The 24,982-nt window shown below is 70.5% G+C and carries 25 protein-coding genes; 11 read left to right on the top strand and 14 right to left on the bottom strand.

Annotated features, from left to right (window positions below; translation table 11 throughout):
* The 4 genes from ABZ374_RS25500 to ABZ374_RS25485 form a co-directional block, all read right to left on the bottom strand.
* On the bottom strand, positions 1 to 750 hold the full coding sequence (locus ABZ374_RS25500) for an enoyl-CoA hydratase-related protein (RefSeq protein ID WP_360314849.1): 750 nt from the start codon (positions 748 to 750) through the stop codon (positions 1 to 3).
* A gap of 124 nt (positions 751 to 874) precedes the next feature.
* A complete protein-coding gene (locus tag ABZ374_RS25495) occupies positions 875 to 1,537 on the bottom strand; it encodes a class I SAM-dependent methyltransferase (RefSeq protein ID WP_360314847.1) in 663 nt (220 codons plus the stop codon).
* A 214-nt stretch (positions 1,538 to 1,751) separates the two neighbouring features.
* A complete protein-coding gene (locus tag ABZ374_RS25490) occupies positions 1,752 to 3,143 on the bottom strand; it encodes a VWA domain-containing protein (RefSeq protein WP_360314845.1) in 1,392 nt (463 codons plus the stop codon).
* Positions 3,144 to 3,149: 6 nt separating this feature from the next.
* The gene (locus ABZ374_RS25485; RefSeq protein WP_360314843.1) at positions 3,150 to 4,016 is read right to left on the bottom strand and encodes a MoxR family ATPase; all 867 of its coding nucleotides are present in this window, start codon (positions 4,014 to 4,016) and stop codon (positions 3,150 to 3,152) included.
* Positions 4,017 to 4,250: 234 nt separating this feature from the next.
* Between ABZ374_RS25485 and ABZ374_RS25480 the strand changes: the two genes are divergently transcribed.
* The 4 genes from ABZ374_RS25480 to ABZ374_RS25465 are packed head-to-tail and all read left to right on the top strand — an operon-like array spanning position 4,251 to position 7,296.
* Positions 4,251 to 5,222, top strand: coding sequence for an SPFH domain-containing protein (locus ABZ374_RS25480; protein WP_360314841.1), 972 nt, complete (start codon positions 4,251 to 4,253; stop codon positions 5,220 to 5,222).
* 21 nt (positions 5,223 to 5,243) lie between these two features.
* The gene (locus tag ABZ374_RS25475; protein ID WP_360314839.1) at positions 5,244 to 5,882 is read left to right on the top strand and encodes an AIM24 family protein; all 639 of its coding nucleotides are present in this window, start codon (positions 5,244 to 5,246) and stop codon (positions 5,880 to 5,882) included.
* Complete coding sequence (locus tag ABZ374_RS25470) at positions 5,879 to 6,526, top strand: AIM24 family protein (protein WP_360314837.1); 648 nt, start codon at positions 5,879 to 5,881, stop codon at positions 6,524 to 6,526. Before ABZ374_RS25475 ends, ABZ374_RS25470 begins: the two co-directional genes overlap by 4 nt.
* Positions 6,523 to 7,296: an AIM24 family protein gene (locus tag ABZ374_RS25465; RefSeq protein ID WP_360314835.1), complete on the top strand. Its 774-nt coding sequence runs from the start codon at positions 6,523 to 6,525 to the stop codon at positions 7,294 to 7,296. Before ABZ374_RS25470 ends, ABZ374_RS25465 begins: the two co-directional genes overlap by 4 nt.
* A 132-nt stretch (positions 7,297 to 7,428) precedes the next feature.
* Here ABZ374_RS25465 and ABZ374_RS25460 read toward each other — a convergent pair whose 3' ends face one another.
* On the bottom strand, positions 7,429 to 8,337 hold the full coding sequence (locus tag ABZ374_RS25460) for a LysR family transcriptional regulator (protein WP_360314833.1): 909 nt from the start codon (positions 8,335 to 8,337) through the stop codon (positions 7,429 to 7,431).
* A gap of 157 nt (positions 8,338 to 8,494) precedes the next feature.
* Here ABZ374_RS25460 and ABZ374_RS25455 point away from each other — a divergent pair, with 157 nt between their 5' ends.
* A complete protein-coding gene (locus tag ABZ374_RS25455; protein ID WP_360314831.1) occupies positions 8,495 to 9,709 on the top strand; it encodes an amidohydrolase family protein in 1,215 nt (404 codons plus the stop codon).
* Between the two features lie 363 nt (positions 9,710 to 10,072).
* On the opposite strand, the gene ABZ374_RS25450 is transcribed toward ABZ374_RS25455, so the two are convergent.
* Both ABZ374_RS25450 and ABZ374_RS25445 read right to left on the bottom strand, forming a co-directional pair.
* Positions 10,073 to 10,987: an SDR family oxidoreductase gene (locus ABZ374_RS25450; protein WP_360314829.1), complete on the bottom strand. Its 915-nt coding sequence runs from the start codon at positions 10,985 to 10,987 to the stop codon at positions 10,073 to 10,075.
* Between the two features lie 172 nt (positions 10,988 to 11,159).
* A complete protein-coding gene (locus tag ABZ374_RS25445; RefSeq protein ID WP_360314827.1) occupies positions 11,160 to 13,142 on the bottom strand; it encodes a choice-of-anchor A family protein in 1,983 nt (660 codons plus the stop codon).
* Between the two features lie 30 nt (positions 13,143 to 13,172).
* On the opposite strand from ABZ374_RS25445, the gene ABZ374_RS25440 reads away from it, so the two are divergent.
* Positions 13,173 to 14,126 carry a hypothetical protein gene (locus ABZ374_RS25440; RefSeq protein ID WP_360314825.1) on the top strand — a complete coding sequence of 318 codons (954 nt, stop codon included), beginning with the start codon at positions 13,173 to 13,175 and terminating at the stop codon, positions 14,124 to 14,126.
* A 125-nt stretch (positions 14,127 to 14,251) separates the two neighbouring features.
* Here ABZ374_RS25440 and ABZ374_RS25435 read toward each other — a convergent pair whose 3' ends face one another.
* From ABZ374_RS25435 to ABZ374_RS25425, 3 genes are all read right to left on the bottom strand, one after another.
* Positions 14,252 to 15,295 (bottom strand): cytochrome P450, encoded by a 1,044-nt coding sequence (locus ABZ374_RS25435; RefSeq protein ID WP_360314823.1) that lies wholly within the window; start codon positions 15,293 to 15,295, stop codon positions 14,252 to 14,254.
* A 110-nt stretch (positions 15,296 to 15,405) separates the two neighbouring features.
* A complete protein-coding gene (locus ABZ374_RS25430) occupies positions 15,406 to 15,639 on the bottom strand; it encodes a tryptorubin family RiPP precursor (RefSeq protein ID WP_360314821.1) in 234 nt (77 codons plus the stop codon).
* Between the two features lie 333 nt (positions 15,640 to 15,972).
* Positions 15,973 to 16,920: a LysR family transcriptional regulator gene (locus ABZ374_RS25425; RefSeq protein WP_360314819.1), complete on the bottom strand. Its 948-nt coding sequence runs from the start codon at positions 16,918 to 16,920 to the stop codon at positions 15,973 to 15,975.
* A gap of 73 nt (positions 16,921 to 16,993) precedes the next feature.
* On the opposite strand from ABZ374_RS25425, the gene ABZ374_RS25420 reads away from it, so the two are divergent.
* The 5 genes from ABZ374_RS25420 (at position 16,994) to ABZ374_RS25400 (ending at position 20,475) form a co-directional block, all read left to right on the top strand.
* A complete protein-coding gene (locus ABZ374_RS25420) occupies positions 16,994 to 17,920 on the top strand; it encodes an EamA family transporter (protein ID WP_360314817.1) in 927 nt (308 codons plus the stop codon).
* A gap of 33 nt (positions 17,921 to 17,953) precedes the next feature.
* Positions 17,954 to 18,415, top strand: a complete 462-nt coding sequence (locus ABZ374_RS25415; protein WP_360314815.1) for a prevent-host-death family protein — start codon at positions 17,954 to 17,956, stop codon at positions 18,413 to 18,415.
* Entirely contained in the window at positions 18,412 to 18,768 is a 357-nt protein-coding gene (locus tag ABZ374_RS25410; protein ID WP_360314813.1) for a hypothetical protein, read from the top strand. Before ABZ374_RS25415 ends, ABZ374_RS25410 begins: the two co-directional genes overlap by 4 nt.
* A gap of 137 nt (positions 18,769 to 18,905) precedes the next feature.
* Positions 18,906 to 20,045, top strand: a complete 1,140-nt coding sequence (locus ABZ374_RS25405) for a helix-turn-helix transcriptional regulator (RefSeq protein WP_360314811.1) — start codon at positions 18,906 to 18,908, stop codon at positions 20,043 to 20,045.
* A 196-nt stretch (positions 20,046 to 20,241) separates the two neighbouring features.
* Positions 20,242 to 20,475, top strand: coding sequence for a hypothetical protein (locus tag ABZ374_RS25400; protein WP_360314809.1), 234 nt, complete (start codon positions 20,242 to 20,244; stop codon positions 20,473 to 20,475).
* Between the two features lie 40 nt (positions 20,476 to 20,515).
* On the opposite strand, the gene ABZ374_RS25395 is transcribed toward ABZ374_RS25400, so the two are convergent.
* The 4 genes from ABZ374_RS25395 to ABZ374_RS25380 all read right to left on the bottom strand — a co-directional run bounded on the left by ABZ374_RS25395 (position 20,516) and on the right by ABZ374_RS25380 (position 24,919).
* Positions 20,516 to 21,475: an electron transfer flavoprotein subunit alpha/FixB family protein gene (locus tag ABZ374_RS25395; RefSeq protein ID WP_360314807.1), complete on the bottom strand. Its 960-nt coding sequence runs from the start codon at positions 21,473 to 21,475 to the stop codon at positions 20,516 to 20,518.
* A 117-nt stretch (positions 21,476 to 21,592) separates the two neighbouring features.
* On the bottom strand, positions 21,593 to 22,390 hold the full coding sequence (locus ABZ374_RS25390; RefSeq protein ID WP_360314805.1) for an electron transfer flavoprotein subunit beta/FixA family protein: 798 nt from the start codon (positions 22,388 to 22,390) through the stop codon (positions 21,593 to 21,595).
* 253 nt (positions 22,391 to 22,643) lie between these two features.
* Positions 22,644 to 23,927 (bottom strand): adenylosuccinate synthetase, encoded by a 1,284-nt coding sequence (locus ABZ374_RS25385; protein WP_360314803.1) that lies wholly within the window; start codon positions 23,925 to 23,927, stop codon positions 22,644 to 22,646.
* The gene (locus ABZ374_RS25380; RefSeq protein WP_360314908.1) at positions 23,924 to 24,919 is read right to left on the bottom strand and encodes a hypothetical protein; all 996 of its coding nucleotides are present in this window, start codon (positions 24,917 to 24,919) and stop codon (positions 23,924 to 23,926) included. The genes ABZ374_RS25385 and ABZ374_RS25380 overlap by 4 nt, the downstream gene beginning before the upstream one ends.
* Between the last annotated feature and the right edge of the window lie 63 nt (positions 24,920 to 24,982).

Below are 24,982 nucleotides of genomic sequence, written 5' to 3'. Positions count from 1 at the left end.
TCAGCGGCCGGTCCATTCCGGCGCCCGCTTGGCCAGGAACGCGGCGACGCCCTCCTTCATGTCCTCGGACGCGACGATCGCGGCGAATCCCGTCTCGGTGCCGGCCCAGCCCGCCTCGTCGTCGGCGGCGACCACGTGTTCGACCGCCGCGAGGCTCGCGCGCACCGCGACGGGGCCGTTGGCACAGATGCGCTCGGCCAGTTCGACCGCGCCCGCCAGCGCCTGCCCCGGCTCGGTCAACCGATTGACCACGCCCACCTGATACAGCCGCTCGGCGGGCAGCGGATCGCCGACCAGCAACATTTCCCGGGCCAGGTTCAGCGGCAGGGCCCGCGGTGCCCGGAACGTCCCGCCGCAGATCGCCATCAGGCCCCGCTTGACCTCGGGCAGCCCGAAGCGCGCCGCCGCGGAGGCCACCACCAGGTCGCACGCGAGCACGATCTCGAAGCCGCCGCCCAGCGCGAAGCCTTCCACGGCGGCGATCAGCGGCTTGGTCCGCTGCCGCCGGATCACGCCGTACTCGCCGCCGCGCTCGCCCTTGGGGCTCAAGCCGGCCGCCAGGTCGGTACCCGCCGAGAACACCGTCGAGGTGCCGGTCAACACCCCGACCCACAACTCGGGATCGTCCTCCAGCAGGTCGAGGGCGGCCTCGATCCCGTCGGCGACCCGCTGATCGATGGCGTTGCGCTTGGCCTCGCGGTCGATCGCGACGACCAGCACCCGTCCGCGCCGCTCGGTGGTCACCGTCATGCCGGGCTCCTTCGTGGTCGATCCGGTTCGGCCGATCTCCGGCCCGCGGACGTTCCCCGACCCGCGGACGATCTTCGGCCTTCGGATGATCTCTAGCCCAGGTCGCTCACGCTCGCAAGGGTGATCACGTCGGCCTGCGGACGATGGTCTCCCAGTGCGCCCAGCGCCCCGGCGGCGGGTCGCGGCGCTCGGTGTGTTCCGCGCGCAGCGGCAGGACCGGCTCGAAGTCGGCCAGCAGCAACTCCAGTTCGAGTCGTCCGAAGTAGTGCACGGTGAGGCCGGCCTTGAAGCCGGCCAGGTAGCGGAAGGTGCGACCGCCGTCCTCGTCGGTGTCCAACGTCTCGTGCGCCTCGACCGCCTCGGTGTCGGCGGAGGCGGTGCGCAGCGCGAACAGGCCGCCGGGCGCGACCCGGGCGAGCGAACCGCGCAGCAGCGCCCGCGCGGCGGCCCGGGTGCCATGCTGGTGCACCTGGATGCCGATCACCAGGTCGTAGCGTCGACCGGCCGGCAAATCCTCCTGGGTGCCGTGGACGAGCGTCGACTCCGGTGCCCGCGCCGCGAGTTGGTCCAACGCGGTGCGGGAGGGGTCGACCCCGATCAGGTCGAGGCCGGCGCGGGTCAACGGAATCAGGTTGCGTCCGTTGCCGCAGCCGATCTCGACGCCGGAGGTGCCCGGCGAGGCGACCGCCAGGATGCGGTCCACGAACGGATCGGGCCCGATGTCCGCGTACATCCCGTCCGCGTAGGCGTTGTCCCAGTAGTCCACGGCGATGTGATGGGGGTCCATGCCGTCGAGCCTGACAGGTTCGGCCCGACCGTCGGCCGCTTCGGCCCGGCGAGTCGGCGGCGACAAACCGGCCACGTTCGCGACGATCGAGCGGTTGTGCAAACTCCGCGAAGGGTCGTTCGTCGAAACCGCTTTCGAACGCACCCGCCTCCGCGGACCCCTTCGCGCGCCCGACCATCGCAGCGTCGCCGAGGCCGCCGCACATGGTTCGGGATCAGGCCAGTTCGCCGATGAATCGGCCCAGTTGGGTCAGGTTGCGGCACTCGATCATGGAGATCCGCCGGCCGTACACACCGGCGATCGAGTCGCCGGTGTCCCAGTCCCGTTCCGGCTCGGGGTTGAGCCACCACGCGTGCCGGGCCGGCGTCACCATCGCCGCGAGCGCCGCCAGGGCCGGGTCCTGATAGTTGTTCCGCGCGTCGCCCAGGATCAGCAACGAGGACTTCGGGCCGATCACGTCGCCGTAGCGCTGCACGAAGACGTTGAACGCGTGTCCGTAGTCGCTGTGTCCGCTCAGCCGCACCAGATTCGCCTCGGCGGTCAATCGGCGCATCGCCTCGGTGACGTCGCCGCCCGGCTTCTCGAAGAACCGGGTCACCTCGTCCACCGTGTCGATGAACGCGAACGCCCTTACCCGGGCGAACTGTTCGCGCAGCGCATAGGCGAGCATCAGGGTGAAGTGGGCGAACGAGGAGACCGACTCGCTGGCATCACACAGGACCACCAGCTCGGGTTTGTGCGGCCGGCGCGGGCGGTGATGGGTGGTCAGGGGCACCCCGCCGGTGGACAACGACGCGCGCACCGTGCGGCGAAAGTCCAGCCGGCCGTGCCGGCCCGCGCGTTGCCGGATCGTCAGCCGGGTGGCCAGCCGCTGTGCGAGCGGTTGGATCTCCCGGCGCAGCGCGATCAGGTCGGTGCGGCTCGCGCGCAGGATGTCCAGGTTCTCCACGGCCGGCTTGACCGCGGTCTCGGCGACCCGCTCGACGCCGCGCTCCTCGGCGAGCCGGCGGCGTACGTCGGCCAGCACGTGCTCGTTCAGCCGGTCCACCCGGGCCTGGATCATCCGCCGCGCGTTGCGTTCGGCCACCCCGCCCGGGAGTTGCCCGCCCAGGACCGCGCGCAGCAGGCCGGCCATCAGCGTCCTGGGGTCGAGCGCCCGACCGACCAGGTGCGCGGACCACGAGGCGCCCGAGGGCCCGTCGAACGCGCCGAACCGCCCGACCGCCTCGCGGGCCAGTCGGCGCAGCGCGATGTCGTCCTCGCCGAGCAGGAGTTCGCGCAGCCGGTCGCGGAATTCCTCGGCGTCCGCGGTGGTCCCGCCTTCGGCCGCGCCGCCCGGCTGCTCGTCGGTCGGGTCCGCCGCATCGGCCTCGGTCTCGGCCGCCGGTCCCACCGGAAACCACAGCTCGAACAGCGTGTCGAAGACCGCCCGGTGGGTGTGCCGCTTGCACAGCGACGCCGCGTAGGCGGCCCGCAGCGTCTCCCGGTCCGCGAGGTCGAGCACGGTCAACGCGCGGGCGGCGTCGAGTCCTTCGGCGAGCGACACCGGCAACCCGCCGTGTCGCAGCGCCCGGACGAAGCCGGTGTGTCGATCCAGGAGGGACATCGGCGATCAGCCGCCGATGCCGGGCAGGCCGAGTTCCTTCACGGCCCGCGTGTGGTCGGAGGCGTGCTTGAGCACGACGCCGAGCGTGCTCGCTATGGTCTCCTCGTCCAACTCGTCGGCGGACAGCGCGATCAACGTCCGGGCCCAGTCCAGGGTCTCGGCGATCGAGGGCGCCTTCTTGAGCTCCAGGGCCCGCAACGACGCGACGGTGCGCACCACCTGCTCGGCGAGTTGCGCGCGGATCCCGGGCACCCGGGTGAGCACGATGTCCCGCTCGCGCTCGGGCGTCGGGTAGTCGATGTACAGGTAGAGGCACCGCCGCTTGAGCGCCTCGCTCAGCTCGCGGGTCGCGTTCGAGGTGAGCACCACGAACGGGCGCCGCGAGGCGGTGATCGTGCCCAACTCGGGGATGGTGACCTGGAAATCGGAGAGCACTTCGAGCAGCAGCCCCTCGACCTCGACGTCCGCCTTGTCCGTCTCGTCGATCAGCAGCACGGTCGGCTCGTCCCGGCGGATCGCGGTGAGCAGCGGCCGGGCCAGCAGGAACTCCTCGGCGAAGATCCCGGCCCGCGCCTCGTCCCACCCGTCCACACCCGCCTGGATCCGCAGCAGTTGCTTGCGGTAGTCCCACTCGTACAGCGCGCGCGACTCGTCCAGGCCCTCGTAGCACTGCAGGCGGATCAGTTCGGCGGACGCGGCCGAGGCGACCGCCTTGGCCAGCTCGGTCTTGCCGACCCCCGCCGGGCCCTCGATCAGCAGTGGTTTGCCCAGCGCGTCGGCCAGGAACACGGCCGTGGCGATGCCGGGGTCGGTCAGGTAGTCGACGGCGCCGAGTCGGGTACGGGCGTCCTCGGGCGAGGCGAACATCGTCATGGTGGTGCACTCCTCGCGGGGCGATCTGCGGCCGGCCGGTGCGCCGGGTCCACGCCGGCTGCCCCTCAAGCTAGCAAGCGGCCCGACGCCCGGGCGGGGCGGTGTGGCCGGGCCGGGGCAATCGCCGGCCCGCGTAACTGATTGACCGTCACATGACCGATTCTTGACGCCGATCGGCCGATGCGTAGGGAGATCCCCGCTCCCTTTCCGGCCCCGGGTTCCTAGCATCGAGACATGGATGTCGCGATGGGTTTGGTCATCGGGATCGTGGTCGCCGCGTTGATCGTCGTGGCCAAGGGCGCACGGGTGGTACAGCAGTACGAGCGTGGGGTGGTGTTCCGGCTCGGCCGGGTCCGGCCGAGGGTGCGTCAGCCCGGATTCCACGTGATCGTTCCGTTCTTCGACAGGATGCGGAAGGTCAACGTCCAGATCATCACCATGCCGATCCCGGCCCAGGAGGGCATCACCCGGGACAACGTGACGGTGCGGGTGGACGCGGTGGTCTACTTCCGCGTGCACGACCCCTCACGGGCCATCGTCGAGGTGCAGAACCACGTGTTCGCGATCGAGCAGGTGGCGCTGACCTCGCTGCGCTCGATCATCGGCAAGAGCGATCTGGACGACCTGCTGTCCAATCGGGAGGAACTGCACCGGGGCCTGGCCCTGATGATCGACAGCCCGGCGGTGGGCTGGGGTGTCGAGATCGACCGGGTCGAACTCAAGGACGTGCAACTGCCCGAGTCGATGAAGCGCTCGATGTCGCGTCAGGCGGAGGCGGAACGAGAGCGTCGGTCCCGGATCATCACCGCCGACGGTGAGTTCCAGGCGTCCAAGAAACTCGCCGCGGCGGCCGACGAGATGTCCAACTCGCCCGCCGCGCTGCAACTGCGTCTGCTCCAGACGGTGGTCGAGGTGGCGGCGGAGAAGAACTCGACGCTGGTGATGCCGTTCCCGGTCGAGATGTTGCGGTTCTTCGAGAACTTCCCGGCCGGCGCCGCCGGGAAGGCCGGCCCCACCGGGCAGGCACCGGCCGATCCCGGCGGCGTCGAGCCGCTCGGCTCCGGCGCCGACGCCCTCCCGCTGCCGCCGGTCGTCCCGGCCACACCGCCGCTTCCCCCCATGCCCGCGGTCCCGCCGGTGCCGACCGCGCCGCCGCTGGTAAAACCCCGGCAAGATGAGGGGCTTCCACCATCCGGCGACCGGTAGAGCGCTGCTAGCTTCCCGAACGTGGCGACCTTTGTGATGCATGGCACGCGAGTTCTCGCGGTGGGCATGAGCGGAGAGGCGGTCAAGGCCCGTAACGGGACGATGATCGCCTATGACGGACGCATGTCCTTCAAACGACTGTCCGGTGGGGGTGAGGGGCTGCGCGGCATGGTGACCCGCCGGCTCACCGGTGAGGGCATGACCCTCATGGAGGTGAGCGGTGAGGGGACCTGCTGGTTCGCCGATCGGGCCACCGAGATCAACCTCGTGCAATTGACCGGCGAGACCCTGCACGTCGAGTCGAGCAACCTGCTCGCCGTGGACCAGAGTCTGCGCACCGGCACCGAGTTCACCGGCCTGAGCGGCACGACCAGCGGCCAGGGCCTGTTCACCACGACCGTGTCCGGTCAGGGCACGGTCGCGGTCACCTCCGACGGGCCGGCCATCGTGCTGCGGGTGTCGCAGAGCGAACCGCTGTCGGTGGACCCGGGGGCGTATGTCGCGCACACCGGTCAACTCCGCAAGGAGTTCGTCAAGGACGTCAACTGGCGCACCTTCATCGGCGAAGGCTCCGGCGAGAGCGTGCAGTTGCGCTTCCAGGGCGACGGGCTGGTCTACGTACAGCCCACCGAGCGGCAGACCATCGGGGGCCAGACGTGACGTTCGACCAGGTCAACTCCAAGATGATCGAGGCCACCGTGCGCCCGGGGCAGACGTTGTACTGCCTGCGCGGCGCGATGCTGGCCTACCGGGGCGAGGTGTCCTTCACCCCGACCAGCACCGGCGCGCAGGGCGTCGGCGGGATGATCGGGCGGCGGCTCGCGGGCGAGTCGGTGCCGCTGATGAAGGCCGAGGGCGACGGCACGGTGATGTTCGGTCACGCCGGCCGACACGTGCACCTGATCCAGATCACCGGCGACACGCTGCACGTCGAGGCGGACCGGCTGCTCGTGTTCGAGGACTCCTTGCAGCAGGGCACCATGTTCATGGGCTCGCAGGGTGGCGTTCGCGGGATGATCCGCGGTCAGGTGACCGGCCAGGGGCTGTTCACCACGACGCTGACCGGTCACGGCTGGTGCGGGGTGCTCGCGCACGGCGGCGTGATCGAGCTGCCGGTCCAGCCGGGTCGCTCGATCCACGTCGACCCGCAGGCGTATGTGGCCCATCGGGGGCAGATCGAGAACCGAATCGGGGCCAACGTCGGTTGGCGCGACGTGATCGGGCGCGGTTCCGGCGAGGCGTTCCAGTTGGAACTGTCCGGTACCGGCACGGTCTACGTCCAGGCGAGCGAGGAGAAGTTGTGAGCGGTCTCGGTGCCGGCCCGGCCGTGTTCGACGCACGCACACTGCCACAGGACGACAACGTCAATCCGTACACCTTCTGTGTGGCCCTCGACGGCGAGTGGTTCGTGCAGAAGGGCAAGATGATCGCCTACTACGGGCGGATCAAGTTCGAGGCACTGGGCGTGGGCGCGCTCGACCGGCTGGTCACCGCGAACTTCAACTCCCCGCTGTACATCCAGGACTGGATCGTCGCGCAGGGCAAGGGGCAGTTGCTGCTCGCCGACCGCGGCTTCGACATCAATTCGTACGACCTGGAACTGGGCAACCTGACCATCCGGGCCGCCAACCTGCTCGCCTTCCAGCCCGGCCTGGATCTGAAGCAGTCGATCGTGCCCGGATTCGTCACGCTGATCGGCACCGGCAAGTTCGTCGCCGCCTCCAACGGCGCGGTGCACTTCGTCGAGCCGCCGATCCGGGTGGACCCCGAGGCGCTGCTCGGCTGGGCGGACTGCCCGACGCCGTGCCACCACTTCGACACCAAGTACATGCGTGGTGCGCTGGGCATGGCGCGTCGACTGACCGGGCTGGGCGGCGCGTCCGGCGAGGAGCACCAGTACGACTTCGTCGGGGCGGGCACCGTGCTGATGCAGTCCTCGGAAATCTCGATCGACCCGAACCTGATCCCGGCCCAGACCACGGCGGCCAACCCGCCGCCCCCCGGGCAGCAGGGCATCCCGGGTATTCCCGGGCTGCCGAACATCCCGGGGCGGTTGGGCCGACTCCTGCAATGAGATCGGCGCGGCGGGAACCGACACCGGGGCCGCGCCGTTGACCGGGAGAGGCCCTTCACTGGGGACGGTGGAGGGCCTCGCCAGTGCTTCGGGCGGGTGTGTGGGATCGGTTGGACGCGGCGGGCGGTGCGCTCAGAGTTGCTCGGCCAGGTCGCTGTCCGCCGTCACCTCGCGCAGGAGCTGGACCAGCACACCGACCCCCTCGTGCTCCTGGTCGGCCCGCCAGAACGCGGTCACCGCGACATCCGGCGCCCCGGTCAGCGGCACTTGGACGACGCCGCGGACCGGGCGCTGCCGGGCCCATCCGCGCGGCGACAGGCCCACCCCCTGGCGGTCCACCACGCGCGCGATCACATCGTCCACGCTGCCGTACGCCTCGACGATCTCGGTCGCGCCCGAGCGCCGCAGCGCTTCGGTGACGCGGGTGTACAGCCTGGGGTGCGGTTGGCGCGGCCACACCACGATCGGCTCGCCACAGCCGACCAGCTCGGTCAGGCTCACCGACAGCCGGCCGGCGAGCACGTGTTCCTGCGGGAGCAGCGCGACGAACGCGAAGGTGCCGACCCGGGCGGACTCGAAGCCCGGGCCCAGGTCCGGCAGCCAGCCCAGCCCCGCGTCCAGGACGCCCTCGCGCACATCGGCCACCTGGCGGGCCGTCGGCTCGCTGGTCCACTGCACGCGCAGCGCCGGGTGGCGGATGTGCAGCGCGGAGATGGCCGCCGACACGAGCGAGGGGCCCAGGCCCGAGGTATACCCCACGCGCACCTGACCGGCGTCCCAGGTGGCCCGCCGACGCACCTCGGCGCACGCGTCGTCGAGCACCCGCAGCGACTCGTCGAGCCGACTGCGGAACACCTCGCCGAGCGGCGTGAGCGCCACCGGCAGCGAGGATCGGTCCACCAGCCGGGCCCCGAGCTGCTGCTCCAGACGACGCACCGCCTTGCTGACCATCGGTTGGGACAGATACAGCCGAGCCGCGGCGCGGCCGAAGTGCCGTTCCTCGGCGACGGCCAGGAAACATCTCAGGTCACGCAGTTCCATGGAAACCCACCTATGCCGTGTCGGCATAACGTTAGCAACAACAGGGGCTTGGCTGACGACCCGTCAGCGGGTTTCCTGGGTAGCGCAGGGTCCACGCGTCGCAAGCGGGGCCACCGCCGCCACCGAGGCCCATCGCACGTGCTACAAGGAGCAGGCCATGACGCTTGAGATCCCGCGCATCATCTCCGTGGACGACCACGTGGTCGAGCCGCCGGACCTGTGGACCTCGCGACTGCCCGCCAAGTACAAGGACCGCGGCCCGCGCGTGGTGCGCGACAAGGCGAAGTTCAACTTCATCGGCGGCGTGTTCTCCTACGAGCGCGGCGTCGAGGACGGCGAGTGGTGCGACTGGTGGCTGTACGACGACCTGGTCTACCCGTTCCCCAAGCTCTCGGCCGCGGTCGGCTTCGACACGCTGGACGTGACGCCGGTCACCTTCGACGACATCCGGCCGGGCGCGTGGATCCAGTCCGAGCGGCTCAAGGACATGGACGCCAACCACGTCGACGCGTCGCTGTGCTTCCCGAACATCCTGCCGCGGTTCTGCGGCCAGGCGTTCTACGAGCGTGAGGACAAGGAACTCGCACTGCTGTGCGTGCGGGCCTACAACGACTGGATGATCGACGAGTGGTGCGCGGGCGACGGCAAGGGCCGCCTGCTGCCGATGACGATCATCCCGCTGTGGGACGCGCACCTGGCCGCCGCGGAGGTGCGTCGGTGCGCGGCGAAGGGGTCGTTCGCGGTCGCCTTCTCGGAGAACCCGGTCCCGCTGGGCCTGCCGTCGGTGCACTCCAAGGACCGCTTCTGGGACCCGTTCTTCCAGGCGTGCGAGGAGACGAACACCATCGTCTGCATGCACATCGGGTCGTCCTCGAAGATGCCGTCCACGTCGCCGGACGCGCCCTTCATCGTCTCCTCGGTGCTGACCTTCCAGAACGCCATGGGCTCGATGGTCGACTACATCTTCTCCGGCGTGTTCGACCGCTTCCCGAAGATGAAGATCGCCTACGCCGAGGGCCAGGTCGGCTGGATGCCGTACGTGATGGAGCGCGCGGACAAGCTGTGGGAGGAGCGCGACGACAACGCGTTCGGCTCGTCGCTGACCCAAAAGCCCAGTTCGTACATCCAGGACCGGATCTACGGCTGCATCTTCGACGACGAGATCGGGCTGCGCAACCGCGACGTGATCGGCATCGACCAGATCTGCTTCGAGGTCGACTACCCGCACGCGGACTCGACCTTCCCGAACACGCACAAGGTCGCCCTCGACATCGCCACGAAGGCGGGTCTGACCCAGGCCGAGTGCGACAAGCTGTTCCGCACGAACGCGATCAAGGCATTCGGACTGGAGCGGTTCGGGATCACCAAGTAACCGAGCATTTCCGGCAGTTCCGGCAGTCCCGGTGATGCCGGCGAACCCCCGCCGCCCCGCACCCCACTCCCCCGGGTGCGGGGCGGCGGTTCACGTTCGGCACGGGGCGGGTCGGACCCTCGGGTGGCCGGGCACGGGGTTGAGCACTCGACCCCGCAGCCCCCGGCATCGCGGGATACCCGGCCCCCGAGGAGCTCGACCGGTTGCTCGCACCGCACTTCGGCGATTCACCGGACGCCGCGGTGGTGGCCGCCCGGCTGCTTCCGACGTTCCGCGGCACCCTGGTCGAACTCCTCGCCACGGCAACGGCCGCCGCCTGAACCGGAGTCGGCGGCGGCCGGGGCCGAAAGCGGCGCGGCAGGGCTACTTGCGGGTGCCGCTCATGTCTGCGTTGCCGGCGGCCTTGTCGACCAAGTCAGGGATCACTGCCGCGAGTTCGTCGGGGGTCCAGCGAGATTCCTTGGTGACGGTGGGGCCGTTGGACCAGCCTTCGGCGACGCTGATCGAGGTTCCGGTGACCGAGAAGACGCGGCCGGTGACGGCGGCCGAGGCGGGGCTGCCGAGCCAGACCACGAGTGGGGAGATGTGCTCGGGGGCGAGTTGTTCGGCGATCTTCGCGGCGGCGGCCTCGTCGGCGAAGCCGGCCAGATCCTCGGTCAGCCGGGTCAGCGCGGTGGGGGCGATCGCGTTGACGGTGACGCCGTAGCGGCCGAGTTCCTGCGCCGCGATGATGGTGAAGCCCGCGATGCCGGCCTTGGCCGCGCCGTAGTTGGTCTGGCCGACGTTGCCGAAGATGCCGGACGGCGAGCTGGTGTTGATGATCCGGGCGTCGACCTGCTCGCCCGCCTTGGCCAGGCCGCGCCAGTAGGCCGCCGCGTGGTGCGCGGGGGCGAACGTGCCCTTGAGGTGGACCTTGATCACCGCGTCCCACTCGGCCTCGGACATGTTGGTCAACATCCGGTCGCGCAGGATGCCCGCGTTGTTGACCAGGACGTCGAGCCAGCCGAACGCCTCGATCGCCTGCCCGATCAGCGCCTCGGCGCCGGCGAAGTCGGAGATGTCGGAGGTGTTGGCCACCGCCTCGCCGCCCGCCGCGACGATCTCCGCCACCACGGCCTCGGCCGGACCCGCCGACGCGCCGGTGCCGTCCCGCGCGCCGCCGAGGTCGTTCACCACGACCTTGGCGCCCTCGGCCGCGAACGCCAGTGCGTGCGCCCGGCCGATGCCGTTGCCCGCACCCGTCACGATGACTACGCGTCCCTCGCAGATCCCGCTCATGTGGCCCCTCCGAATGCTGGTCGATCGTTTCCGACGTTCGCTACGGAGGTCACAGTATGTGGAGACGGTTGGCGCGTACATCCTTTGTGGGCGACGCCATCGGCTCGGCGCCGAACGTAGGAATGGCCCCCGTTCTCCTGGGAGATCGGGGGCCATTCGGGTCGGATGGGGACTAGGCGCGGTTACGACCCCGCGCGCGGTAGACGAACATCAGGATCACGCCGAGACCGATGGCGAGCGCACTGCCACCGAGCAACATCGCGGCGCTGCCCGTCATGCCGCTGTGGGCGAGCTGCGATCCGCCGGATCCGCCGATGCCACCACCGTGGCCACCACCGTTACCGCCGTGGCCGTGGCCGCCCGAGCCGCCGTGCGGCTTGTTGTGCGCACCGGAGGGCACTGCGGATTGGCTGGTGGAGGGCGAGGCCGAGGCCGAGGCCGAGCCGGACGGGGACGCCGAGGGCGATGCCGACGGCGAGGCCGACGGAGACGCGGACGGCGAAGCCGACGGGGACGCCGACGGGCTCGCGCTCGGACTGGCCGAAGGCGACGCCGACGGGGACGCCGACGGCGAAGCGGACGGAGACGCCGACGGGGACGCCGAGGGCGAGGCCGACGGAGACATCGACGGACTGGCCGAAGGCGACGCCGACGGGGACGCCGACGGGGACGCCGACGGCGAAGCGGACGGAGACGCCGAGGGCGAGGCCGACGGAGACATCGACGGACTGGCCGAAGGCGACGCCGACGAAGACGTGGACGGCGAAGCCGACGTCGACCCGCCGCAGTCCGGCAGGTCACCATCGAACGGGTACCGATGGAACTCGGACCCGGACGTCGACTGGTGCACCAGCGAACCGGCCGTGAAGAAGCGCCCGTTCATACCCGGCACCGAAACGGTCGTCGTGCTCGCCGCGTTGCCCACCAGCACACTGCCCTGGAACTGCGCACTGCCCTTGATGGTCACCGACGTGGCATCCGGGAAGTTCCACAGCAGGTGCTCGCGCAGCCCGGTGGGGATGTTCGCGTTGCCGATGAAGGTACTGATCACCCGGGTCGGCCCGGTCAGGTTGACCAGGACCGTGGCGCCCGCGGGGATCCCGACGAACGAGATGCCCTGGTCCCCGCCGCCGATCGGATTGGCGATGTCGAAGTCGACGTTGAACACCTGGAGCGGCGACGTACCGTCTCCGGTGAACAACGTCTCGAAGCCCACGTTCGTGGCGGTGCCGGTGGCCGCGCGCGGCCTGCCGTCCGGGAACGCGTAGCAGCTCGACGCGTCGGTCAACTGGGGACGCAGACCGGCATACGGAGCCGCCGCCGACCCGTCCTTGACCGCCGTCGGGGTCACGGTGCCGGTGAGGGTGCCCGCGTAGCGCACCACACCGCTGACGGTGCCCTCCTCGGCGACCACGCTCTGGCCGTTCGCGATCGTGAGGTTGCCGCCGACGGTGAGGAAGTCCGTACCGTTGTCCGGGGGCACGCGGGTGCCGACACCCACGATGCCCACGTTGTAGATGCTGGATCCCGAGGTCTTGTTCATGTCGAAATTGCCGAGGGCGACCAACTTGCCCTCGGCCTCTGCGGCGGATCCGCCGACGGACCAGTTGCCGCCGACGAACATGTTGATGCCGTTGTCGCGACCCGCGATCGGGCCGTTGTTGGGTTCGAGGTTCGTGGCCGGGCAGTCGCCGGGGATGCAGGGGCCGAGACCGCCGGGCAGCGGCTTGGCGAAGCCCATGACAGCGAACACGCAGACGAGGATGACACCGCCGAGGGTGACGACTCCGGACAGCGCGAGGCCCGTCGCGCGGATCCGGGCGTTCGGTTTCCTGTGCATTTCCGAAGAATCGGACATAAATCTACAAATTAGGACAAGGCGCGCGGAGGCTTCCCCCGAATGCCCCTGCCGACCCGGCGTGTCGTTCGTCGTCAGCCGAGATGCGTACGGGCCGAGTACGCCGCAGGTATGGGATGTGAGCGACCGGCCCGAATCGGAAACCGGGCGCGGAACACGATCGTTGGCGTGGCGAGACGTGGCGGGGAGGGCTCCGCGATCGGGCCCGAACCGGCCCGGCGCGGGCCGGCCGTCGCGAGGGGCGCGGGTCGCATCCTCGCGAGGCCGGCAGGGTGTCCGTAGCCGCCCTCGCGGCATATCCGAAATCTTGGTGAATGGGAGTCATCTGTGATCGTCGGTCTGGTCACCGCTGTCGCGGCCTCCGCGTGTTACGGCGTGGGGTCGGTGCTGCAAGCGGTCGGGTCGCGGCGATCCGCGCGCGAGGAGGAGGCCAAACGGGCCGAACGGGGCGGCGGCGGCACCGCCCAGGTGACCGGGTACGGCGGTCCGAGCCTGTCCTCCACCGCCAAGGCCGCGGTCACGTGGGAGTTCATCGTCGGGACCCTGCTCGACTTCGTCGGCTTCGCGCTCGGCGCGTTGGCGGCGCGGTTGTTGCCGCTGTTCCTGTCCCAGACCATCATCAGCGCGAACCTGGTGATCACCGCCGTGCTCGGGATCAAGCTGCTGGGGATCAAGCTGTACCGGGCCGACTGGACCTCGATCGGCGTGGTCTGCGGCGCACTCGTCCTGCTCGGCGTCGCGGCCGGTCCCGAGGGCGACGGGCACAGTCCGCGCGCCACGCACTGGTGGGTGCTGATCGTCACGTTCGTGGTGATCATCGGCGGCACCGTGCTGGTCCGCTTCCTGGGCGCCAACGGTGCGATCGTCGCGGGTCTGCTCTCCGGGCTCGGCTTCGGCGGGCTCGGCATCGGCGTGCGGATCCTGGACGGCGTCGACCCGTTCGACCTGGGCAAACTGGCCGCCGACCCGGCGCTGTACGCGGTGCTGATCGGTGGCATCGGCGGAATGTACCTGCACACCATCGCGTTGCAGATCGGTTCGGTGAACGGCGCGACCGCCGCACTCGTGGTCGGCGAGACGGTGGTGCCCGGCGCGGTCGGCGTGTTGTGGCTCGGCGACACCTCACGGGACGGGCTGGCCTGGATGGCCGTGCTGGGCTTCGTGCTCGCGGTATCCGGCGCGGTGGCCGTCGCGTACTTCGGCAAGCACGAACCGGAGGAGCCGCAAAAACCTTCCTCCGGCCCGGATCCGGATCCCGCCGAGGCCGCCGCCCGGAGCTGATCGGCCGGACGCCGCGCGAACGCCCGTCGGGCGCGCGGCGTCCGGTTCGTGACACCCCGAGTGGCAGCCCGGTCGACAGCCCGCGTGGCGCCCCGCGAGGCGCCCGATCCGCGGCCTCGCCGAAGTCAACGACAGGTGACGCGAACCTCGGACACACCGAGCAGCCCGGCCAGCCGCACCCGGGCCGTGCTCTGCCCCGGGTCGACCGCGAGCCCGTCGGCGCGCAGCAGATCCAGCAGCAGCCCGGCCATCGGCATCACCATGTGCCGCCCCCAGCACCGCTCCGAGACGTGCCCGAAGGGCAGGTATCCGGGCTGTTCGTCCGGGTCGAGCCGGGCCCAGCGCTCGGGGCGGAACTCGTCGGGGTCCGCCCAGATAGCCGGATCGCGGTGGGTGAGCAGCGGCAGTAGCAGGACGTCGTCGGTCGCGGTGATCCGCGGGTCCACCGCCGGGTACTCGGGCGAACTGCGGCGCAGAATGCTCCAGGACGGGGGCAGCAGGCGCATCGTCTCGTAGAGGATGTGCTCGTTCGGGGTGTCGTCGTCGAACGGCGATCCGAGCCACAGGGCACCGGCGACGAGCGTGGAGACGGTGAAACAGACCGGGGCCGCCGCACGCCGGTACAGGCCCATCGCGTGCCGCCGGTCCCGGTAGGTCCGCGCCTCGGCGGTCAGGCCCGCGATGGCGGACACCGGGGCCCCGGGGCGGCGCCGGCCGGGCAGCGCCGCGCCCGCCGCGATGACCGTCCAGGTGAGCAGCGGGGTCAACTCCAGGGCGCGGTCCATCAGCACGCGCAGCCGATACGGATCCGCACCGAGAATCAGATCGCGCAGATAGACGTGCCCGACGTGCGGCCAGTCACCGGTGAGGTCGGCCGTCGGCGTCGGTTTCGCCAACGCCGCCCGCACGTCGCGGCCGATGGCCCGCATGACGGTCGACGCCTCGGTACGCGGAATGCTTCTGCCCTGGAGCGGTTTGAAGGTCGGGCGCTCCACATCCGCGGCCGGCCGGGCGGCGAGAATCGCGTCGGTGCGTTCGGGCCCGGCGACCGCGACGGTATCGGCCTCCAGTCGAAACACGTCGTCGCCGCGATGGTCGTGCAAAAGGGCCTGCATCCGAGGCGCGAATACGGTGGTCCGGCTGCTCCGGCCGGTACCCGATACGTACATCCTGGTCTCCAAAAGCGGGCGGCCCGCGCCCGGCGTGCCGGTGAGGGCTACGCCGGACGCGGACCGATGAGGCGAATAACGTCCCTGTTCGGATTGTCGATTCGCCTCGGCTAGTACCAGATGTACCAGGTGTAGGACTTCAGGCTCTTCTCGGGCGTAAACTTTTCCTTGATCGAGAAAAGAAGCTTCACGACAGGCACCTCCCTTTTACCGTGGACGGTCCTTTCCAGGCAATTCAAGCCTCGAAAGGTATGACCTCGACAGCTCGGAGCGGTTATTCCGGCTCGCTCGGAAAATTCTTCCGCCGCTCGCCGTCGGGTCGAGTAGAGCCCACGCCGATTCATGCTGTCAATAAGTACGCGGGTTCGATGATCAGGTGTCGAATCCGCCCTTTACCCGGTTCTACGCCCGGAAAACACCTGGTGGTGTCGGTTCGGGGCGCCCAGCGCTCGTGATTACCGCAGGACTCACGCTTTTGGAAGCGTCGGATCAGGCCAATCGGGGGCCGGGCCGTCGATCCCGGTTTTGCGTGCGCTTTGAGAACAGACCCGACGGTCGCGTCGTGATACGCGTGGAGACGAGCCTTTGCCGATATTTCCTGCCCTTTGCCTCACCGGGCACCACCCGGCGGCATCGGCACGTGTTGGACCGCATTGATCCCGAATCAACCGACCGAATCAACCGACCGAATCGACCGTCGCACGGCCCGCGCCGATCTCTCGCCCGTCCCGGGCACGCAATTCCGCGCCGACCGCCCGCAACGCGCTCAACAAAGGCGACGGGCCGTAACCTCGGCGGACCGCCGCCATCAGATGCCGGCGCGGCGCGGGCGCGACGATCGGGCGCAGCACCACGCCGGGCGGCAGCGCCGGCTGGGCCAGCCGGGGAATGATCGTCACCCCCAGACCGGCCGCCACCAGGGCCAGTTGGGCGCCGAAGTCGGTCGAGGTGTGCACCAGGCGGGGCTGGAATCCGGCCTGATGACACGCGGTCAGGAGCAGGCCGTGGCAGGCCGTCCCGGGCGCGGTGATGATCCAGTCGGCATCGGCGAGGTCGGCCGCCAACGAGACCTCGGCCCGCTCGGCGAGCGGGTGGCCGACCGGCAACGCGATCTCGAACGGCTCGTCCAACAGCGGGTGCAACTCGATCCGCGGATGGTCGGGCGCGGGCAGGTCGGGGTGCGTCATCACGACCGCCACGTCCAACTCCCGGGCGGGCAACAGCGGGAGCGCCTGCTCGGTCTCGTACTGGACCACCTCGAACCGCCAGCCCGGATGGCTCACCTTGAGCCGGGCCAGCGCCGGCCCGACCAGGCCCGAGATACCGGACGGGAAGCCGGAGATCCGGGCCCGGCCGATCCGTCCGTCGCGCTGCGCGGCGAGGTCGGCGCGGGCCTGCTCCAGGCGGGTCGCGATCGCGTCGGCGTGGCCGAGCAACACATGGGCCGCGGCGGTCAGCCGGACCCCGCGGCCGTGCTTCTCCAGCAGCGCCGCGTCCGCCTCGCGGGCCAGCACGGCCAATTGTTGCGAGACGGCGGACGGGGTCAGGTGCAGCGACTGGGCCGCGGCGGCGACGGTGCCGTGTTGGTCGAGCGCGCGCAGGATGTTCAGTCGCTTGAGTTCCATGCAGGAAAACTACCGATTGAGGTATGGAAAATGTAGATGGACTCGATGGATGGCCAGGCCACACACTCTGCTCATGACCCGTACCGATTCACTGTCCGCCGCGCTCGTCAGCGTGATCTGGGGAGTGAACTTCGTCGCGATCGACGCGAGCCTCGACGACTTCCCGCCCCTGTTGTTGGCCGCGCTGCGCTTCGCCCTCGTGGCGTTTCCGGCGGTGCTGTTCGTCAAGCGCCCGCAGACGAGCCTGCGGCTGATCATCGGGGTCGGACTCACCGTCAACGTGGGCCAGTTCGCGTTCCTGTTCAGCGCGATGCACGCGGGGATGCCGGCCGGGTTGGCCTCGGTGGTGATCCAGTGCCAGGCGATGTTCACGGTCGTGTTCGCGATGCTGATGTTGCGCGAGGTCCCGGGCCGTACCCGGCTGATCTCGCTCGCGGTGGCCGCACTCGGGATGGGCGTGATCGCGTTCGGGCGGGGGCAGGGCGCGTCCCTGTGGCCGTTCGTGCTGATGATCGGCGCGGGTGCGTCGTGGGGCTTCGGCAACATGCTGACCCGGAAGGCGGGCATTCCGGGCGGCACCGGCCTGGTGGTGTGGTCCGCGCTGGTGGCACCGCTGCCGCTGCTGGCGCTCTCGCTCGCGGTCGAGGGCCCCGGGCAGGATCTGGACGCGCTCACCTCGGCCTCGTGGAGCGGCGTGGGCGGCCTGGCGTTCACCGTCGTGCTGTCCTCCTGGCTCGGCTACGGCCTGTGGTTCGCCCTGCTCGGTCGCCGCTCGGCCTCGGCCGTCGCCCCCTACGGCCTGCTCGTCCCGATCGTCGGCATCCTCGCCGCCTGGGCCGTCCTCGGCGAACGCCCGAGCTGGATCGAATCCCTCGGCGCCGCCATCGTCCTCACCGGCATAGCCCTGTCCGCGACCGCGGGAACAACCCCGCCCGCCCCTTCGACCGGCCCGACCCTCCCCGACTCGATCCAGCCGACCACGCCACGAACCCGAGCTTGACTTCGGAACATATTCCGAAGTATCTTCCGGGGTATGTCCACTCCGACCGTTTCGTTCTCTGATCTGTCGAAGAACTCCAAGCGGGTCGCCGATACCGTCGAACAGGTCCAGCGGGTCCACGTCACTCGCAGAGACGGCGAGGATCTCTACCTCACGACCGAGCGGCACGACCGTCGGCGCGAGGAGACCGCCGACGTCACGGCCCGGCTGTTCACCGCCCTGATCGGGAGCGACGAAGGCGCGCGGGCCATACTCCTGGCACTACCCGCGGTCTTTCCTTGGACACGGCACTTCTCGGCGGAGGAGGTGCGAGAGTTCGTCGTCGACCTGGTCGATGCCACTCGTGACGTCGTGGATCTCGACGTCCACACGAACCTGCACCGCGTCATCGTCGAATGGCGCGCCACCGCCAGAATCCTGGCCGACCCCGCCTTGGCCGCCGACCTCACCACGCCCCTGCCGGACGAGGACCACGGCGAGGTGCCCACCCCGTGAGCCCCAAGCGCGGCGACGACGTCTCCCCTCCGCCGATCGGCACCGAGTGGCGACTGCGCTTCGCCACCAATGATGCCGCCAAGGGGTGGGCCGACCTCTGTACGGAAGCGGCGGGAAACACCCGACGCTGTTTCGAGGCCCTGCGATCGGCGCCACAGTCCACCGCCGATCCGGACCGGCAGCATCGATTGCGGGGACGACTGGGTGTGCGCTCCCTCGGCGGCGAAGAGTATCCGCAATGGGAGTACGAGGTGACCGCCGGTGGGCGGGTCCGCTACCTCGTCGACGAGGCGGGACGGACCGTGCATCTCGTCCATGCGTCCACCCGCCACCCGAAGGACACCGACCGCTGAGGTCCCGGGGGCCCCTCCGGGTCGAGGCGCGAGGTGGGCATCGGCGCCGGCCGGCGCGCGTGCGCGACCCACTGCGGATGCCGGGTTCCTGGGCCGTATGCGTCGCGGGTGGGCGGTGGGGTCGGTAGCGTTGAGGCGTGGTTTCCGGTGGGGCGGGGCGGGGTGTCGTGGGGCTGGAGCGGGCCCTGCAGGGTGTGGTGGAGACCGGGCGCGGGGCGGCGGACGTCGTCGGGGTGGCGGCGACGCGGTTGTTGAAGGTGGTGCCGGCCGACATCTGGTGTGCGGTGCTGCTGGATCCGTCGACGCTGCTGGACACCGGGGGCGTGCACGAGTCGGGATTCCCGGAGCGGGTGATGCCGCGGTTGTTCGAGATCGAGCACGTGGAGCAGGACGGGGTCGACAACCTGCGGGCGTTGACCCGCCGTGCGGCGCCGGTGAGTTCGCTGAAGGCGTCCACCGGCGGCGCGATCGAGTCCAGCGCCTACTACCGGGACATCCTGCAACCCCTGGACATGGCCGACGAGTTGCGCATCCTGTTGCGCGAACGCGGGCGCACCTGGGGCCTGGTGGTGCTGTGCCGGTCCACCGACAGTGCCCCGTTCGGCAGCCGGGACCTGGCCGCCGCGCGGGCGTTCGCGGCGCCCACCACGCGGGCCGTGCGTCGGTCGCTCGTGGTCACCGGCACCGACGAGGGGTCCGCGCCGGACGGGCCCGGATTCGTCGTGCTGGACGCCGCCCAGCGGGTGGTCGAGTGCAGTCCCAGCGCCGAGCGCTTGTTGGCCCGGATCGAGTTGGGTGGCGCGGCCGGCCGGCCGAAGTCCTGCCCGTACGCGGTGCGCGCGGTGGCCGCGGCGGCCCGCGCGGGGCATCCGGGCACCACCGCCCGGTCCCAGGTCCGCACCCGCGACGGCCACTGGTTGGCGCTGCACGCCTGGCGGTTGTTCACCGCACCGGAGCCGGTGACCATGGTCGCGATCGGCTCGGCGGAGCCCGGCATGCTGATCGCGCTGGTGTTGGAGGCGTACGGACTCAGCGAACGGCAGCGGCGAATCGCCCAGCTCGTCCTGCACGGTTGGTCCAGCGAAGAGGTGCTCGCCGAGTTGCACATCACCCGGAACACGCTGAACGACCACCTGGAGAAGATCTTCGACAAGGTCGGCGTGCGCAGCCGCCGCGAACTGACCGCCGCGGTCTTCTCCCGCCACTACCTGCCCCGCCTGGGCCTGGGTCCACTCGCCCTGGACGGCCGACTCACCGCCCCGCCGCCCGCCGCCTGAACACCCCCACATCTGTGGGGTATTCGCGGCCGGCCACGCGGATTAACGTCCGAGTCACAGGGCGCGCCGACGGGGGATCAGGCGACCGGCGCGCACGGGGGAACACCGTCGAGGCTCGGGGGGGCGCCGACACGACGCGACGAGGGCGGCGATCGATGGCCGCAGCCGCACTCTCGGTCGGGTCGGTGCTCGGCGGTTGTTCATCGGGTTCGTCCGGGACGCCCGACGCGTCCCGGACGAACGCGGTCGGCACCTCGGGAGCCTGTCCGGTTCGGTGCGGATCACCGGCTACGGCGAAGCCACCTGCGGCCGGGTCTCGTACCGGGCGACGATCACCGGCGGCATCCGACAACGGCACGGCACGGCACGAACGCCGCGACCCCGCGACCGGTCCTGCCGGCGCGGGGTCGCGGCGAGCGACAAGCGATGAGCGACGCCACCCCGACAGGGCGGCGTCGACCCATCACCACCTACTTGCGCTTGTTGATCTCCGCCTCGAGCTGCGGCATCACCTTGAACAGGTCGCCGACCACGCCGTAGTCGACCAGGTCGAAGATCGGCGCGTCCTCGTCCTTGTTGATCGCGACGATGGTCTTCGAGGTCTGCATGCCCGCGCGGTGCTGGATCGCGCCGGAGATGCCCACCGCGACGTAGAGCTGCGGGGAGACCTGGGTGCCGGTCTGGCCGACCTGGTGGCTGTGCGGGTACCAGCCGGCGTCGACCGCCGCGCGGGAGGCGCCCACGGCCGCGCCGAGCGCGTCCGCGACCGACTCGATCACGTGGAAGTTCTCCGCGCCGTTGACGCCGCGGCCACCCGAGACGACGATGTCGGCCTCGGTCAGCTCGGGGCGGTCGGACTTCTCGCGCGGGGCGCGCGAGACGACCTTGGTGCCGGTGGCAAGGGCGGTGAAGTCGACCGTCACGGCCTCCACGGCGGGGGTGGCCGGGGCCTCCTCCGGGGTGGCGGCGTTGGGCTTGACCGTGATGATCGGGGTGCCCTTGGTGACGTGTGCCTTGACCTGGTAGGTCGCCGCGAACACCGACTGCTCGGTGACCGGGCCGTCGGCGCCGGCCTCGATGTCGACCGCGTCGGTGATCAGGCCCGACTCCAGGCGCACCGCGACGCGCGCCGCGATCTCGCGGCCCTCGGCGGAGGAGGCGACCAGGATCGCGCCCGGCTCGCCGCCCTCGGCGATCTGGGTCAGCGCGTCGACGGCCGGGGCAACGAGGTAGTCGGCGACCTCGGGGGCGTCCACGACGTAGACCTTCTGCGCGCCGTACCTGCCCAGCGTCTCGGTGGCACCCTCGGCGCCCTTGCCCAGGAAGACCGCGGCCGGCTCACCGAGGCGGCGGGCCAGGGTCAGCAGTTCCAGGGTCGGCTTGCGAACCGCGCCGTCGGCGTGGTCGACGAGAACGAGAATCTCGGCCATGTGGGGTTCTCTCCTTGTCCGGTCGGCCCGGATTTCTCCGGCCGGGTTGCGATGCTTGGTCGTCCCGAGGAGCGACCGACACAAACGTGTCGAAACAGTCCGGTGCTGCCGACCGACTCAGATGAATTTCTTGGCGGCGAGGAACGCGGCCAGCTGCACGCCGCCCTCGCCCTCGTCCTCGACGACCTCGCCCTTGGCACGCGGCGGGCGCTTGGTCGCGGTGTCCACGATCGACCAGGCCGCGGACAGGCCGACCTGGTCCGACTCGATGCCCAGGTCGTCCAGGTCCAGCGACTCCACGTTCTTCTTCTTGGCCGCCATGATGCCCTTGAAGGACGGGTAGCGGGCCTCGCCGGTGCGGTCGGTGACCGACACGACGGCGGGCAGCGCGGCCTCGATCAGCTCGGTGGCCACGTCGCCCTCGCGACGGCCCTTGACGGTGCCACCGCCCTTGACGGTGGCGCCTTCGACCGTGATCTCGTCCAGGTAGGTGACCTGCGGGACGCCCAGGCGCTCGGCCAGCATGGCCGGCACGACGCCCATCGAGGCGTCGGTGGAAGCCATGCCACAGACGACCAGGTCGAAGCCGGCGCGCTCGATGGCCTTGGCCAGGATCAGCGAGGTGCCCAGTGCGTCGGTGCCCGCGATGTCGTCGTCGTTGACGTGGATGGCGTTGTCGCCACCCATCGCCAGCGCCTTGCGCAGCGCGTCCTTGGCATCGTCCGGACCGACCGTCAGGAACGTGATCTCGGCCTCGACGCCGGACTCCACGATCTTGAGCGCCTGCTCGATCGCGTACTCGTCCAGCTCCGACAGCAGCGAGTCGACCGACTCACGATCGGTGGTGCCATCGTCGTTGAAGCCCCGGTCCCCGGTCGCGTCGGGTACGTACTTCACGCAGACAACGATTTTCACAACAGTTCTCCTGTGGTCGTCCGGTCACCCAGGTGCCGGTCCGAGGGTGTCATGCCCGTCGACGGGGGCGGCGACAGGCCCACGGTTCCGGCCCCAAGATCCATCAATCTCCGCGCCACGATGCCACGCTCGCGCGAAGGTGCACGCGTGACACAGGGCACATTCAGTTCTGACGGTCCGTCAACTTCTGCTCCGAGAGTACGCGGTCTCGGCAAAGCCGCTGACCACCGGCCCGGTCTCGATCTCCGGACAGCTATGTTACCGGAGAGTAATACGAGCCTAGTACCGGCTGCTCGCACTTGTCACCGGTGCGCGGACCGAACGAGAGCAAGGTCACCGGGGCACCCAGCTCGGCGGCGACGAATTCCGGCCACTGCTCGGGCGTCGGCGCCGGCCGCAACACCGGTCGCGCCGCGAACATCCGCCCGGTCAGTTGCTCGGCGTGCGCGAGGTCGGGCACCGGGCTCGCCGAGGGCTCCTCGCCGAGGTACGACCCGGCCACCAACTCGCCGGGGCGCCCGAGCACGTCCGCGTGGGTGAGCGCCAGCCCGTGCACTCCCCCGCACACCGCGACCGCGTATCGATGCGCCGGCACGTCGAAGTGCCCGACCCGGAAGGCGCCCTGCCAGCGCCCGGTCCCGTTGTGCGGGTCCGGCAGCGCGGCGGTCAGCGCCGCGTCCTCGGTGGGCAACGGCCCCGCGCCGTGCCGCGTCGTGTAGGTGCGCAGCACGCCGAGCCGATACAGCTCCTCGCCCGCCTCGGCGACCAGCGTCTCGGCGTTCGCGAAGGTCGTGGTCGACCAGGTGGTGTACGGATGGAACCCGTGCCACTCGTCCAACAGCACCCCCTGCGCACCCTCGAAGACCACCGGACCGGCGCGCATCAACTCGCGCGCGTACGCGCGATCCACCATCCGCACGGCCCTCCCGAAGCCCAGGAAGGCCGCCACGCAGGCCGACACGTCCGGACCCAGGGGTGTCCCGAATTCGGCGCTCAGCGCGTCCCGTACGGCCGTCAACCGCCGCCGCAACAACACCGGCGAGGCGCAGTCCCCCACCCGCGGCGCGTCCTGCGGGTGGGCCAGCGCGAAGGCCGCCGTCTCGCCCACCCCCATTCCGCACGACCCGTGCCGGTTCGCGCCGCGGGCCGACTCCCGGGCCCGGTTGGCCGCCGCGTGGTACGGCGTGGTCAACAACGCCTCCCGGTCCGCGGTGAGCAGCGCGAGCGGCTCGGGCACGCCGAGCGCGCGCAGGTGCTCGGCCTCGGCGGCCAGCGCGAGCGGGTCCACCAGCATGAACCGGGACAGGTGGGTGCGGGTGCCCGGGGTGAAGGTCCCCGCGCCGAACTGGGCGAAGGTGTGGTGCCGCCCGTCGTCGGTGACCACGTTGTGTGCGGCTTGCGCACCGCCGTTGAAGCGCACCACGGCGTGCACCGGCCGCCCCTCCTCGCGCGCTCGCGCGCACAGCCGGTCCACCGTGGCGCCCTTGCCCGCGTCGCCGAACCCCAGGTCGACGACCGCGATATGACGTGGTGTCACAGACGCGTGGTGCCCGCGTCGCCGACGCCGTCGAGGCCGGGCAGCGAGCCGGAGACGGCCACCGCGCCGCCGGTGCGGGCGTAGGAGGCCAGCGCCTTGGAGACGTTGGCGACCTGGGCGGTGGCGCCCACCTCGCGCAGGTGTTCCAGGCCCTCGTCCAGGTCGATCGCGTCCTCGGCCAGGCCGATGGTCAGCGCGATCGTCTCGCAGACGCCGTCCGGGTCGTCGAGTTCGATCACGTGCTGCCCCAGCAGGCCCTTCCACTCGCCGAGCACCTCGGCGTCGCCCACGTAGGACGAACCGGCCGGGAGGATGTAGTAGACCTCGTACATGCGCTGCAATTCGGCCAGGATGCGCTCGATCGGGATGTCCTCGGCGAGGTCGTCGCCGATGAACTCCTTCACCTCGGCGCGGCGCACCCGGCGGTAGGGCATCTCGTCGCCGATCACGAACAGGTAGCCGCGCTTGCCGCGCTTGTCGTGACAGTCGATCGAGGTGTGCCGGGCCATGAAGTACAGGGCCAACTCGTAGGATTCGCGCTTCTGGCCGCCGCCGCCACCCTCCAGCAGGATGTTGCCGAGCTGGTCGTCCATCCGGTTGTCCGACTCGAACTGGCCTATCTGCAAAGGCACTCGGTCACAGGTCGCGTCGCCGATCGCGCCGAACATGATCTGCGGATCCTGCACGTAGCCCTTGCGCAGCAGCAGGCCGAACAACTCGGGCAGCTTGGTCTGCAGCGTCTGCGGGACCCGCAACATCGAACCGGTCACGTCGAACAGCACCGAGATGGCCACCGAGGTGGGGTGCTCGTCGCTGTCCCGGCTCTCCCGCACGCTCGCCAGGCGCGGATCCAGGTCGTCGTGCGCCTTCCAGGCGCTGTGCGGCGTGCTTCGCTTGGTGACGTGGTCGTAGTGGAACGCGCTGCGTCCGGCGGCCGCGTTGTAGCTCTGCGCCGCGTCGTAAACGTTGGTGGACCAGTTGCCACTGCCCATGGTGCTCACTCCCCGATCGGATGCGTTGGGATCCGTGCGCGGGTCGGCCCGGCGGGCCGACCC

The organism is Embleya sp. NPDC005971 (genome assembly GCF_040629175.1).
Lineage (GTDB): Bacteria > Actinomycetota > Actinomycetes > Streptomycetales > Streptomycetaceae > Embleya.
This window is presented reverse-complemented; position numbering and strand designations above follow the sequence as displayed.

Bases quoted from the DNA above. Each gene is read 5' to 3' on its own strand.
- ABZ374_RS25500 (WP_360314849.1), bottom strand. From the start codon at position 750: ATGACGGTGACCACCGAGCGGCGCGGACGGGTGCTGGTCGTCGCGATC.
- ABZ374_RS25495 (WP_360314847.1), bottom strand. From the start codon at position 1,537: ATGGACCCCCATCACATCGCCGTGGACTACTGGGACAACGCCTACGCG.
- ABZ374_RS25490 (WP_360314845.1), bottom strand. From the start codon at position 3,143: ATGTCCCTCCTGGATCGACACACCGGCTTCGTCCGGGCGCTGCGACAC.
- ABZ374_RS25485 (WP_360314843.1), bottom strand. From the start codon at position 4,016: ATGACGATGTTCGCCTCGCCCGAGGACGCCCGTACCCGACTCGGCGCC.
- ABZ374_RS25480 (WP_360314841.1), top strand. From the start codon at position 4,251: ATGGATGTCGCGATGGGTTTGGTCATCGGGATCGTGGTCGCCGCGTTG.
- ABZ374_RS25460 (WP_360314833.1), bottom strand. From the start codon at position 8,337: ATGGAACTGCGTGACCTGAGATGTTTCCTGGCCGTCGCCGAGGAACGG.
- ABZ374_RS25455 (WP_360314831.1), top strand. From the start codon at position 8,495: ATGACGCTTGAGATCCCGCGCATCATCTCCGTGGACGACCACGTGGTC.
- ABZ374_RS25450 (WP_360314829.1), bottom strand. From the start codon at position 10,987: ATGAGCGGGATCTGCGAGGGACGCGTAGTCATCGTGACGGGTGCGGGC.
- ABZ374_RS25445 (WP_360314827.1), bottom strand. From the start codon at position 13,142: ATGCCGCGAGGGCGGCTACGGACACCCTGCCGGCCTCGCGAGGATGCG.
- ABZ374_RS25435 (WP_360314823.1), bottom strand. From the start codon at position 15,295: ATGTACGTATCGGGTACCGGCCGGAGCAGCCGGACCACCGTATTCGCG.
- ABZ374_RS25430 (WP_360314821.1), bottom strand. From the start codon at position 15,639: ATGAATCGGCGTGGGCTCTACTCGACCCGACGGCGAGCGGCGGAAGAA.
- ABZ374_RS25425 (WP_360314819.1), bottom strand. From the start codon at position 16,920: ATGGAACTCAAGCGACTGAACATCCTGCGCGCGCTCGACCAACACGGC.
- ABZ374_RS25420 (WP_360314817.1), top strand. From the start codon at position 16,994: ATGACCCGTACCGATTCACTGTCCGCCGCGCTCGTCAGCGTGATCTGG.
- ABZ374_RS25415 (WP_360314815.1), top strand. From the start codon at position 17,954: ATGTCCACTCCGACCGTTTCGTTCTCTGATCTGTCGAAGAACTCCAAG.
- ABZ374_RS25395 (WP_360314807.1), bottom strand. From the start codon at position 21,475: ATGGCCGAGATTCTCGTTCTCGTCGACCACGCCGACGGCGCGGTTCGC.
- ABZ374_RS25380 (WP_360314908.1), bottom strand. From the start codon at position 24,919: ATGGGCAGTGGCAACTGGTCCACCAACGTTTACGACGCGGCGCAGAGC.